Annotated in this window: 10 protein-coding genes; 9 read left to right on the forward strand and 1 reads right to left on the reverse strand. The window is 65.7% G+C overall.

The genetic code is table 11. From position 1 onward, the window contains the following. The first annotated feature begins 170 nt into the window (after nt 1-170). From QZ613_RS00820 to QZ613_RS00860, 9 genes are all read left to right on the forward strand, one after another. Complete coding sequence (locus tag QZ613_RS00820; protein ID WP_043567478.1) at nt 171-1,145, forward strand: quinone oxidoreductase; 975 nt, start codon at nt 171-173, stop codon at nt 1,143-1,145. Further along, the gene (locus QZ613_RS00825) at nt 1,145-2,479 is read left to right on the forward strand and encodes a TAXI family TRAP transporter solute-binding subunit (protein ID WP_043567477.1); all 1,335 of its coding nucleotides are present in this window, start codon (nt 1,145-1,147) and stop codon (nt 2,477-2,479) included. The genes QZ613_RS00820 and QZ613_RS00825 overlap by 1 nt, the downstream gene beginning before the upstream one ends. Then, entirely contained in the window at nt 2,476-3,102 is a 627-nt protein-coding gene (locus QZ613_RS00830; RefSeq protein WP_043567476.1) for a ParA family protein, read from the forward strand. Before QZ613_RS00825 ends, QZ613_RS00830 begins: the two co-directional genes overlap by 4 nt. A 241-nt stretch (nt 3,103-3,343) precedes the next feature. Continuing rightward, a complete protein-coding gene (dnaE, locus tag QZ613_RS00835) occupies nt 3,344-6,820 on the forward strand; it encodes a DNA polymerase III subunit alpha (RefSeq protein WP_043567474.1) in 3,477 nt (1,158 codons plus the stop codon). 37 nt (nt 6,821-6,857) lie between these two features. Then, nucleotides 6,858-7,139, forward strand: a complete 282-nt coding sequence (locus tag QZ613_RS00840; RefSeq protein ID WP_043567472.1) for a hypothetical protein — start codon at nt 6,858-6,860, stop codon at nt 7,137-7,139. An 8-nt stretch (nt 7,140-7,147) separates the two neighbouring features. Continuing rightward, entirely contained in the window at nt 7,148-7,624 is a 477-nt protein-coding gene (locus QZ613_RS00845; RefSeq protein WP_043567470.1) for a WbuC family cupin fold metalloprotein, read from the forward strand. A gap of 78 nt (nt 7,625-7,702) precedes the next feature. Beyond that, nucleotides 7,703-10,363, forward strand: coding sequence for a YdbH domain-containing protein (locus tag QZ613_RS00850; protein ID WP_291981227.1), 2,661 nt, complete (start codon nt 7,703-7,705; stop codon nt 10,361-10,363). A 42-nt stretch (nt 10,364-10,405) separates the two neighbouring features. Further along, nucleotides 10,406-10,600: a YnbE family lipoprotein gene (locus tag QZ613_RS00855; RefSeq protein WP_043567467.1), complete on the forward strand. Its 195-nt coding sequence runs from the start codon at nt 10,406-10,408 to the stop codon at nt 10,598-10,600. A gap of 29 nt (nt 10,601-10,629) precedes the next feature. Further along, on the forward strand, nt 10,630-10,959 hold the full coding sequence (locus QZ613_RS00860) for a YdbL family protein (RefSeq protein WP_043567465.1): 330 nt from the start codon (nt 10,630-10,632) through the stop codon (nt 10,957-10,959). A gap of 78 nt (nt 10,960-11,037) precedes the next feature. On the opposite strand, the gene QZ613_RS00865 is transcribed toward QZ613_RS00860, so the two are convergent. Then, a complete protein-coding gene (locus QZ613_RS00865; RefSeq protein WP_291863015.1) occupies nt 11,038-11,673 on the reverse strand; it encodes a TRIC cation channel family protein in 636 nt (211 codons plus the stop codon). Nucleotides 11,674-11,901 lie beyond the last annotated feature (228 nt).

Raw genomic sequence — 11,901 nt, forward strand, 5'->3', positions numbered from 1 at the left:
CTGCCCGCTTCGGCCTTCGTTTCGCAGTTGCGCACCGATTGTGTGGACAAGCCTGTGGACTGCCTGTTGCCGCAGCGGGCAAGTGGCAGCCTGGACGGCGTTTTTTTGCGCTTGCTCAAAAAGTGGGCGCAGCACTAGACTGTCAGACCTAACCACGGAGGGATTTCGCCATGCCTTTTGCCATTCGCATTCATCGGACCGGTGGACCGGAAGAGATGTGCTGGGAAGAAGTAGCGGTTGGCGAACCGGCTGCCGGCGAGGCGCGGGTACGGCACGAAGCAGTCGGACTCAACTTCATCGACACCTACCATCGCAGCGGACTCTATCCGCTGCCGCTGCCCAGCGGACTCGGTCTGGAAGGGGCGGGAGTCGTCGAAGCGGTCGGCGATGGCGTCACTGAATTGCGCGCCGGCGATCGCGTCGCCTACGCCGGTGGTCCGGTCGGCGCCTACAGTCAGCTGCGTTGCCTGCCCGCCGACCGCTTGCTGAAATTGCCCGAGGCGATCGGTTTTCGCACCGCCGCGGCAATGATGCTGCAAGGCCTGACCAGCGCCTATCTGCTGCGCCGCACCTATCGCGTGCAGGCCGGAGACAGCGTCCTGATCCACGCCGCTGCCGGCGGCGTCGGACTGATCGCCTGCCAGTGGGCCAAGGCGCTCGGAGCGACGGTCATCGGCACCGTTTCCAACCAGGCCAAGGCGGCGCTGGCGAAGGCCCACGGCTGCGACCACGTGATCGACTACGCGCGCGAGGAGTTTGCACCCCGGGTGCGCGAGATCACCGGTGGCGAAGGCGTGGCGGTGGTCTATGACGGCGTTGGCAAGGATACTTTCGCCGCTTCGCTGGACAGCCTGAAAACGCGCGGAATGATGGTTTGCCTGGGCAACGCGTCTGGACCGGTGCCGCCCCTGGATCCGTTGCTGCTGTCGCAGAAGGGATCGCTGTTCCTGACCCGGCCGACGCTGATGCACTACATCGCCAGGCGCGCCGAGTTGGCCGAGCTGGGCGCCGAGTTGTTCGACCTGGTCGCTGCGGGCAAGGTCAAGATCGAGGTCAACCAGAGCTATCCGCTCGCCGAAGTGGCCCAGGCACATCGTGACCTGGCGGCGCGCAAGCATACCGGGTCGACCATTCTCCTGCCGTGATGGAGCGCTTGCGCGCCAGGCTGGTTGCGGTTCGTTACCTCCTTGCCACGGCCTGGCCGATCGTCCTGATCACGGCGATCGGCCTGATCGTGGCCTATCAGTTCGTCGAGCCCGAGCCGCCGCGCAAGATGACCATCAGCACCGGCAGCGAGGCAGGCGCCTACTATGCCTACGCGCAGCGCTACGCGCCGCTGCTGGCAGAAAAGGGGATCACCCTCGAGGTCATGACCTCGGCGGGTTCGCTCGAGAACCTGCAGCGACTGGAGAGCGGCGAAGCCGACATTGCCTTCGTTCAGGGCGGCATCGTGCCACCCGCCGACGACCCCGAATCGACGCGCCTGCGTTCCCTGGGCAGCGTTTCCTACGAACCGGTGTGGGTCTTCTACGGCGGCGCCGAACCGATCGACAAGCTCTACCAGCTCGCCGGGCAGCGCGTTGCCATCGGCGAGGAGGGCAGCGGTATCCGTGGCCTGGCCCTGCAGTTGCTTGCCGCCAACGACATTCCCGCGCAGAGCCGGAATCTGCTGCCGATGGCCAGCCTGGCTGCCGCCGAGGCGCTGCAGCAGGGCCAGATCGACGCCACCTTTGTCGTTGCCGCACAGGAGGCGCCGGTGGTGCAGGTGCTCCTGCGTTCGTCGGGGCTGAGCGTGGTCAGCTTCAGCCAGGCCGACGCCTATCTGCGCCTTTTCCCCTTCCTGTCGAAAATCGTCCTGCCGCAGGGGGTCGTCGATCTGGTGCGCGACGTGCCGCCGCAGGATACGGTGCTGCTGGCGACGACGGCCAACGTCGTCGTTCGCGACGATCTGCATCCGGCGCTGGCCAACCTGCTGTTGCAGGCGATGACCGAAGTCAATGGCAAGGGCGGCTTCTTCCAGCACGCCGGCGAGTTCCCGGCCTACAAGGACCACAGCCTGGTGCTCTCCGACGACGCCCGCCGCTATTACGAGTCCGGGCCGCCGTTCCTGCAGCGCTACCTGCCGTTCTGGCTGGCGGTACTCGTCGAGCGCCTGTTCGTGATGGCCCTGCCGCTGATCATGCTGTCCTTGCCGCTGCTGAAGCTGGCGCCGGCGATCTACAATTGGCGCGTGCGCTCGAAGGTCTTTCGTTGCTACGGCGACCTGAAATTCCTGGAAAACGACCTGCGTCACCACTACGACCCGCTTCGCCACCAGGACTACGTGGCTCGCCTCGACCGTATCGAGGAAGACGCCAGTACGCGCAGCATACCGCTGGCTTTTACCGACCTGCTGTACACTTTGCGCGAGCACATCAACCTGGTTCGTGAGAAGCTTCACCGACTCGAAACGACCGACGACAAGGAAAAAGAAGAATGAAATCGTTCCTGATAGCCAATCCAAAGGGTGGTTCCGGGAAATCGACGCTGGCCATCAATCTCGCCGGCCACCTCGCGCGCAGCGGACATCAGGTGATGCTCGGTGATGTCGATCGTCAGCAGTCGTCGCGGGAATGGCTGCGCATGCGCCCGCGCGCGCTGCCGGAGATTCGCAGTTGGGACATCGAGCCGGGGAAGACCGCCCGGCCACCGAAGGGCACGACGCACGTCGTCCTCGATACCCCGGCGGCCTTGCACGGAAAAGCGCTCGAGAACGTCATCAGGCACGTCAATCGGGTGCTCGTTCCGGTGCAGCCGTCGCTCTTCGACATGCTCGCCACCCGTCACTTTCTCGAGGCGCTGCTGGCCGAGAAGGTGGTGCGCAAGGAGCAGACCTTCGTCGCCGTGGTCGGCATGCGGGTCGACCCGCGCACGCGAGCGGCCGCCGAGCTCGAGCGCTTCCTGGAGAAGTTCGAGCTGCCGGTGCTGACCCACCTGCGCAATACGCAGCTCTACGTGCAGACGGCGCTGCACGGGATGACGATGTTCGATCTTGCCGCGTCGCGTACGACGAAGGACATCGAGCAGTGGCAGCCGATCATCGACTGGGTCAACCAGGACTAGCGCGGCGCTGCATTCCTGATACGACTCTTGGCGACTGCTGAAAGCAGCGCGAAATTCCGGTGGTGGCTGAAATTCGCAGGGTCCATGCCGGGGCGGTCCTCGTCGCCACCCCCCGCGCCTCCTCGCAATGACGAGCGGGCCGGCGTGCGGCCGCCTTCCCGGGTGGCCGCCTTCGCGTGGCGATCGACACGATCGTCAGCTTGGTCGCGTTCAGCGTGCCACGTCGGCGTAAAATGGCGCGATGCCTGAAACCCCGTTCGTCCATCTTCGTCTGCACAGCGAGTATTCGGTTACCGACGGCATCGTCCGTCTCGGTGATGCGCTGGCCCGTGCGGCCAGTGACGGCATGCCGGCCCTGGCGCTCACCGACCTGGCGAACGTCTTCGGTCTGGTCAAGTTCTACTCTTCGGCGCGTGGCAAGGGGATCAAGCCGCTGCTCGGCAGCGACGTCTTCATCGCCAACGAAGCCGATCCCGACCGTCCGTATCGACTGCTGTTGCTGGTGCGTTCGGGGCAGGGCTACCGGCAACTGTGCGAGTTGCTGTCGCGCGCCTACCTGGCGCCGCGCGTGCGCGGACGCGCCGAGGTCAGCCGCCGCATGCTGCACGAGGTGGGCGTCGATGGTCTGATCGCGCTCTCGGGCGCCGCTGCCGGCGATATTGGCGAAGCGCTGCTGCAGGGAAAGGTCGATCAGGCGACGCTTTGCGCACGCCGCTGGGAGCAGCTTTTCCCGGGTGCTTTCTATCTCGAAGTGCAGCGCTACGGCCAGCCGCAACAGGAGTTTCTGCTCACCGCAAGCGCCGATCTCGCGGCCGAACTCGAGTTGCCGCTGGTCGCCACGCATCCGATCCAGTTTCTCGAACGCGACGACTTCAAGGCGCACGAGGCGCGCGTCTGCATTGCCGAGGGCTACATGCTCGGCGACGTGCGCCGCCCGAAGCTGTACACCGAAGAGCAGTATTTCAAGTCCACCGCCGAGATGGTCGCGCTCTTCGCCGACCTTCCCGAAGCGCTCGAGAACGCGGTGGAGATCGCCAAGCGCTGCAATCTGCAGATCACGCTCGGCAAGAGCTACCTGCCGGACTTTCCGACTCCGGAGGGCGTGACGCTGGCTGATTTCCTGCGCCAGGAAGCCGTCGCCGGCCTCGAGGTCCGCTTGCAGCAGCTCTTCCCCGACGCCGCCGAGCGCGCCGCGCAGCGGCCGGCCTACGACGCGCGCCTGCAGCTGGAGACCGACACCATCGTCGCGATGGGATTCCCCGGCTACTTCCTGATCGTTGCCGATTTCATCAACTGGGCGCGGCACAACGGTTGCCCGGTGGGACCCGGGCGGGGTTCGGGCGCCGGTTCGGTCGTCGCCTACGCACTGGCAATCACCGACCTCGACCCGCTGCGCTACGCCTTGCTCTTCGAGCGCTTCCTCAACCCCGAGCGGGTGTCGATGCCCGACTTCGACATCGACTTCTGCCAGGACAATCGCTGGCGGGTGATCGAATACGTGCGCGAGAAGTACGGCGCGGCGGCGGTTTCGCAGATCGTCACTTTTGGAACCATGTCTTCGAAGGCGGTCATCCGCGACGTCGGGCGCGTGCTCGATTTGCCGTACACCTTCTGCGACCAGCTTTCCAAGCTGATCCCGGTGGAGACCAACAAGCCGCTGTCGCTGGCCAAGTCGCTGCTCGCCGAACCGCAACTGCAGGCGCGCATCGACGAGGAAGAGGAGGTCAAGGACCTCTTCGACCTCGCCGCCCGTCTCGAAGACCTGACGCGCAACGTCGGCATGCACGCCGGCGGCGTGCTCATCGCCCCCGGCAAGCTGACCGACTTCTGCCCGATCTATTCGGCCGACGGTGGCGGCTCGGTGGTTTCGCAGTACGACAAGGACGACGTCGAGAAAATCGGCCTGGTGAAGTTCGACTTCCTCGGCCTGCGCAACCTGACGATCATCGAACTGGCGCTCAAATACGTCGAGCAGCTGAGCGGCGAGCGCCCCGATCTGGCGACGCTGGCCTTCGACGATCCCGGTACCTACCAGATTCTCAAGGACGGCAATACCACCGCCATCTTCCAGGTGGAATCGGAGGGCATGAAGAAGCTGGTGCGCAAGCTGGCGCCCGACCGTTTCGAGGACATCATCGCCGTCCTCGCGCTGTACCGGCCGGGTCCGCTGGGCTCGGGAATGGTCGACGACTTCATCCTGCGCAAGAAGGGCCAGCAGAAGATCGATTACTTCATCGACGACCTGAAGGCCTGCCTCGAACCGACTTACGGGGTCATCGTCTATCAGGAACAGGTGATGCAGATCGCGCAGATCATCGGCGGCTATACGCTCGGTTCCGCTGATCTCTTGCGCCGTGCGATGGGCAAGAAGAAGGCCGAGGAGATGGCCAAGCATCGCGGCATGATGCGCGATGGCGCGAAGCTCAAGGGCTATGACGAAAAGCTGGTCATGCAGCTTTTCGATCTGATGGAAAAATTCGCCGAGTACGGCTTCAACAAGTCGCACACCGCCGCCTACGCGGTGATCACCTACCATACGGCCTGGCTGAAGGCGCACCATTGCGCGGCCTTCATGGCGGCGACCCTGTCGTCGGACATGGACAACACCGACTCGGTGAAGATCGTCCACGACGACGCGCTCAGTAACGGCCTGCAGATTCTTGGCCCGGACATCAATGCCTCGCAGTATCGCTTCACGCCGGTCGATCGCACCCGTGTTCGCTACGGACTGGGCGCGGTCAAGGGGACTGGCGAGCAGGCGGTGAATACGATTCTCGACGCCCGCGCAGCAGGGGGTGCGTTCAAGGATCTCTTCGATTTCTGTCGCCGTTCGGACAAGCGCATGGTCAACCGGCGCACCATCGAGGCGCTGATTCGTGCCGGTGCCTTCGACGCACTCGACGACCATCGTGCGCGCCTGTTGGCGTCGGTCGGCATCGCCATCGAAGCCGCCGAGCAGGCCGAGCGCAACGCCATGCAGGTGAGCCTGTTCGACGTCCTCGACGGCGGTGACGACGCGCACGGTGGAGCGCATGGCGCGCGTTACGTCGAAGTGCCGCGGTGGAGCGAAAGGCAGCGCCTCAACGAGGAAAAGATCGCCCTCGGCTTCTATTTTTCCGGTCACCCTTTTCACGAGCTGCAGGCCGAGGTGTCGCGCTTTGCGCGCAAGCCGCTGGCCGCGCTGGAGGCGCGCAAGGAGCCGCAGTTCCTCGCCGGGCTGGTGGTCGGCGTGCGCAGCAAGTTCACTGCGCGCGGCAAGATGGTCTTCATCCAGCTCGACGACGGCACCAGTTCGCTCGAAGTGTCGGTGTTCAGCAAGCTGCTCGACGCCGAACGCGCCAAGATCAGGGAGGACGAGGTACTGATCGTCGAAGGCAAGGTGCAGCGTGACGATTTTGCCGGCGAAGGCCGCTTGAAGGTCGTCGCCGAGCGCCTGTTGACGCTTGCCGAGGCGCGCGGCCGTTTTGCCCGCCATCTTCGCCTGTCGCTCAACGGCCACGCCAGTGGCGCCAACGCCAGCGCCGCGGCGCAACGCCTGCGCAGCCTGCTGGCGCCGTATACGCCGGGCAACTGCCCGGTGCGGCTGGCCTACCACAACGGCGAGGCGACCTGCGAACTGGCGTTTGGTGACGCCAATCGGGTGCGTCTCGAGGACGATCTGCTGGCCGCGTTGCGCGAGTGGCTGAGCAGCGAAAACGTCAGTGTCGACTACCCCTGATCGACGTCATGAGTCATCTTTTCAACAGGAGCTGTCGATGATCAGAAACAGGCTGCTGCGCGCCCTTGGATCACCCTTCGGGCCGCTAGTCCTTGCTGTGCTTTTGCTTGGCTGTACCGACAAACTCAGCCTCGACAACTACAACCAGCTCAAGGTTGGTCAGTCGGACGACGAGGTCAAGCTGATCCTCGGCGATCCGGCACGCTGCGATGAAATGATCGGCGTGCGCAGCTGTGTCTGGGGAGGCGATGAGCGCGGTATCAAGGTCGCCTTCATGGGCGGCCAGGTCGCCCTTCTTTCAGCCCACAACCTGAAGTGAGTACGGACATGAAATCCCCCCTGCTGATCGACCAGGCGCTGCTCGACAGCGTCAGTGGCGAAGCCAGCCGCAGTCCGCGCCAGCGCAAGAACCGCAACTTTCACGCCGACGATGCGGCGCCCGCGCATCGCCTGCTCAACGCCATCGAGCCCGGCTCGTACCTGATGCCGCACCGTCATCTCGACGCCAACAAGGACGAAACGATGATCGTCCTGCGTGGGCGGCTGGGCGTCGTTTTCTTCGACGAGCTTAGCCAGGTGCAGCAGACCGCAGTCCTGGCGCCAATGGGCCCGATCTGCGGCGTCGACATCCCGCACGGTGTTTATCACACCGTTCTGGCGCTCGACCCCGGCACGGTGATGCTCGAAGCCAAGGGCGGTCCCTACCTGCCGCTGACGGAGGCCGAGCGTGCGCCATGGGCGCCGGCCGAGGGGGCGCCGCAAGCCGCGGCCTACGCGCTGTCGTTGCGCGAGCGTTTCGCGTAGCGAGCGACCCGCGGCGCCTGCCGGCCGCTTGCGCTTGGCCTTGACCGCTTTCTGCTCGTCGCCTGGATGGGTGTTGGAATGCTAGAACCGACACCGGCGTACCGCCGTGCTGCGCCCTGGTTGCTGGCAGCGCTGTTGGCGCTGTTCGTGCTCTGGCTGGCGCTGCCGCGGCTGCTGGGCATGGCGGCGGAGCGCTGGCTGACCATTCCGGGGCTGCAGGCGCTGCACGTCGACGTCGATCAGGTGGGCGCCGAAGACGCGCGCCTGCGCGAAGTGCGCGCCGTTTATCAAAGTCCCGGCGGCGACCGTTTGCGGATCGTCTTGCGCGACATCGCGGTCGGCTATTCGCTGCCGCGGGCGCAGGTCGAGCGCCTGGACATTGGCAGCGCCGAGCTGGAGATTTCGCCCGGGGAGGCGACGCTGCCGGCGTCCCCCTGGCCACGAATCGAGTGGCCGGTCCTGCCATGGAGCGAGGTTCGGGTTGGCGACCTGCGCCTTGTCCTGGTCCGCTCACCGCGTGCGCAACTCGACGTCCATGGCAGCTTCCTCTTGCGCCAAAGCGAGAGGCAGCTGCAGGCGGAATTCCGTCCCGACGGCGACCTGTTGCGGCTGACGGCGCGTTCCCCCGCGCCGCAAACTGCGGGCGATGCGCCTGAATTTCATGTGCAGTGGTTGCCTGCCGTCGGGCCGGGGGCGGACGCGCGGCTGCGCATCGGTCGTCAACCCGACGAGCAGCCGGCAAGGCTCGTCGCCCAGGTGCCGCTGCCACTGCTCGTTGAGCTGGCGCGCAGCCTGGGCGTAGCGCTGCCGGCGGCTACGGCAAGCGGCACGCTGAGCCTGCAGGCCGAAGTGCAATTCGGCGCGGCGTCGGGAAGCGTCGCTGTGCTCAGTGGCGAAGCAGAAGTCAGCGCTGGCGGAATCGAGCTTGCCGACGCGGCTGCCCCGCTCGCGCTTGCCCTCGCCGGCAAAGCGCGCTTCGCCTGGCAAGCGTCGGCGGCAGAGCTCGTCTTGCAGCCGGGTTTGCGCTGGCAGGCGACGCTCGCTGGCGAACTGCCGCTGCAGGCGAGCGGTCGGCTCGAGAAGTCGTTTGCGCTGCGCGTGGACGATGGCCGGGTGGTCAACGCGGGCGAGTTTCCGTTCGCGCTGGATTCGCCGCCATGGGGACGCTGGCAAGGCACGCTGCACCGGCTCAGCCTGGGTGGAGGCGATGGCTTGGGCGACTGGCGTGTCGCCGACGGGCAACTGCGTATCAAGGGGCGGGTGAAAGACTGGCACGGGGAAGCCATCCGGGCACGCGACATGCGGGTGGCGGGCGACGTCGCGCTGCATTGGGCGCGCTCCGCCGAAGTCAGCGGCGAGCTCGCCTTGCAGCTTGATCTTGGGCGTTTGTCATGGTCGGGCGATGCGCCGCTGAGCGTTCAGCCTGCTAGGTGGAAAGTGAGCGCCACGGCAGCGGCAAAGGCGGGCGGCGATTTCTGGAACAGCCTGGTGATCAGTGGTGAAGCCAGCAGCGCGCAAATCAAAGTCAAGCCTGACTCGGGACACGCGCTGACACTCGCCAGCAGCCACCTGCAGCTGCTGCGCCTGCGCTTCGCGGGGCAAGAAAACGGCGCCGGTAGAGGTGGTGGGGCAGGCGCCGAGCAGGCGCGGGGGCTTGCCGCCGCCGAGGGCGAACTGCGCATCGCCGCCGACGGCGTTCGTTTCGCTGGTGGCCCGGCGCCCGACCTGCGCGCTCGTCTGAGGCTCAAGGGCGGCGCTTTGCGCGGCGATGGCTCCCTGCTCCTGCAGGGGAAGGAAGTCCTCGCCTTTGCCGGGTCGCACCGGCTCGCGCGGGGCTGTGGCGAAGCGACGCTGAACGCGGCCCAAAGCCTGCCGGCGCTGGGAAGGCTGCTGCAGCCGCGTCCCGCCGCCTTGCAGGCCCTGGACCTTCAGGCCGGCGAAGTGGATGCCAGGTTCACCCTGGACTGGTGCGCGCCGTCGCGCTCGCCGCCGCGCCTCGACGCCAGGGGGGTGCTGGCGGTTCGTGCCGCCGATCTGGGCTGGGACCAGGCGCGCGCGCACGCCGTGCAGGCCAGGCTGCAGCTCGACGGCGTGCATCCCTTGCGCGGCCGCCTCAAGTTTTCTGCGCAGGACGGCGAGTTGGCGAGCGGAACGCCAGTGGCCGATGTGAACGTCGATCTGGCGCTGGCGGAAAAGGCGCTGAGCGTGCACGCTCTGCGCGCCAGACTGCTCGGCGGCAGCGTGCTCAGCGAGCCGCTCAATCTGCCCTGGCCGCCAGCGGGAGAAACCCTGCCGCTGCAGATCCGCCACGTCGATCTGGGCCAGTTGCTCGCCCTGTTCAAGGTTCACGGTCTGTCGGGAAGCGGCCAGATCGACGGCCTGCTGCCTCTCGGTTATGACGACGGCGGCGTCGAAATCGACAATGGCCAGCTGAGCAGCCCTGGCGTCGGCATCGTCCGGTACGCGCCAACGCTGGAGCTTCCCGGAAACCCCGGCCTGCTCGCCTTGCGCAACTTCCATTTCGAGAAACTAGCCATGCGCCTGTGGTACGCCTCCGATGGCGCCTACCGCACGCAGGCAACCCTGAACGGCAGCAACCCCGATTTCTACGACGGCTATCCCGTACGTCTGGGGCTCGACATCAACGGGAAGCTGCCGGGGCTGTTCCGGTCGGCGGTCTTTTCCGGGGATTTCAGTCGTCACATTCTGGAACAGTTGCAATCGGGAAAACTGGAATAGTTTTGTTAAGCTTGCCGCATCCATTGTTGCGGAGCTCCACCCATGTTCAGGCCCCCTCGCTTGCTTGCCACTGCCGCTCTGGTCTTCCTGGTCGCCGCGTGTTCACCGACCGTGCGCGTCGAGGCACCGGAGAAACCCATAGAAATCAACATGACGGTGAATATCAGGCACGAGATTCTGGTCAAGGTCGAGAAGGATGTTCAGCAATTGTTTGACGAGAATAAGGGCCTGTTTTGAACGACGCCCAAGTTGACCAAGGAAACGCCATGAAGACTTTGATCAAAGCATGTTTGCTCAGCCTGTTGCTGATGACGCACGCCACCTTCGCCGCCGATCTCTCGACGGCAAAGCAGCAGGGCTGGGTCGGCGAGCAGAACAACGGTTATCTCGGCCTGGTCCGCAGTGACGCCCCGGCCGACGTCAAGGCGCTGCTGGCCGACGTGAATGCGCAGCGAAAAGCCGAGTTCACGCAGATTGCCAGGAAGAACGGCATCGCCGAGGCAGAAGCGGCGCGCATCTTTGCGCGCGAGGCCGAGACGCGGACGGTGCCGGGCAACTACATCCAGAACCCGGCCGGCGGCTGGGTGAAGAAGTAGCTTGCTCGCCGCGCTCGCCCGTCATCACGGCGACGAGCGTGGCGACCTGGCAGTGGCGACGCCTTGCCGGATCGCGGATCAGCCCTCTTTCGGCTTGCTGGCCAGGCGATCGGGTACGGTCAGGTTCCAGTGGATGGCTGCCGCGCGCAGCACGAAGATGAGGACGATGGCCGCCGCGGCGCCGAGCGATCGATACGCGGGGGCGAATTCCAGTAGCGCCACGTAGAGCGCGCAGCCGAAGCTGATCGGTATGGCGTAGATCTCGCGGCGCATGAGGAGCGTTTGTCGCCCGGCCAGTACGTCCCGAATCAGGCCGCCACCGATCGCCGTAATGATTCCCAGGATGACCGGGGCCAGCGGTCGGCCGAAGTCCAGCGCCCAGACCTTGTCGGTCGCCGCGATGGCAAACAGGGAGGCGCCCAGGCCATCGATGTAGAGCATCAGGCTATAGATCTCCTTGCGCGTAAAGAGAGAGTTGGCAGCGAAGGCGGCGAGACTTGCGGCGAGCGCGACCCAGAGGTAGGCCAGGTCGGCGGCCCAGAAAACCGGCACGTCGAGGATGATGTCCCGGATCGTGCCACCGCCGATGGCGGTGATGATTCCCAGGACGGTCGCGCCGAAGAAATCGACGCCGCGCGGGGCGACGGCAAGCACCGCAGTGACCGCAAAGGCGGCCGTGCCTGCCATCCCGACCCAGTAAGTGAGCGTATTCAATGCCGATGTGCCTCCCGACGCGGGTGAGTGTTTGGCCGCCAGCGGCACTCGTGCTCGCTCAGTGCCCGCGGTCGCCGTTTGCCGGGCGGCCCATTCTGCGGTGTCTGGCGATTACGATCCGCTGTTCGACAGCGACATTATCGGTGTTTGCGAGCTTCGCGAACGCCAGGCCGCGCCGCGAGGCTGCCAGCCTTGCGGCGGATCTCTCGTACAATCGAGATCGCGTCC

Source organism: Candidatus Accumulibacter sp. ACC005, assembly GCF_907163215.1.
GTDB classification, from domain to species: Bacteria; Pseudomonadota; Gammaproteobacteria; order Burkholderiales; family Rhodocyclaceae; genus Accumulibacter; species Accumulibacter regalis.

Coding starts and splice junctions, on each gene's coding strand:
- QZ613_RS00840 (WP_043567472.1), top strand. CDS start 6,858: ATGATCAGAAACAGGCTGCTGCGCGCCCTTGGATCACCCTTCGGGCCG.
- QZ613_RS00855 (WP_043567467.1), top strand. CDS start 10,406: ATGTTCAGGCCCCCTCGCTTGCTTGCCACTGCCGCTCTGGTCTTCCTG.
- QZ613_RS00850 (WP_291981227.1), top strand. CDS start 7,703: ATGCTAGAACCGACACCGGCGTACCGCCGTGCTGCGCCCTGGTTGCTG.
- dnaE (WP_043567474.1), top strand. CDS start 3,344: ATGCCTGAAACCCCGTTCGTCCATCTTCGTCTGCACAGCGAGTATTCG.
- QZ613_RS00825 (WP_043567477.1), top strand. CDS start 1,145: ATGGAGCGCTTGCGCGCCAGGCTGGTTGCGGTTCGTTACCTCCTTGCC.
- QZ613_RS00860 (WP_043567465.1), top strand. CDS start 10,630: ATGAAGACTTTGATCAAAGCATGTTTGCTCAGCCTGTTGCTGATGACG.
- QZ613_RS00830 (WP_043567476.1), top strand. CDS start 2,476: ATGAAATCGTTCCTGATAGCCAATCCAAAGGGTGGTTCCGGGAAATCG.
- QZ613_RS00845 (WP_043567470.1), top strand. CDS start 7,148: ATGAAATCCCCCCTGCTGATCGACCAGGCGCTGCTCGACAGCGTCAGT.
- QZ613_RS00820 (WP_043567478.1), top strand. CDS start 171: ATGCCTTTTGCCATTCGCATTCATCGGACCGGTGGACCGGAAGAGATG.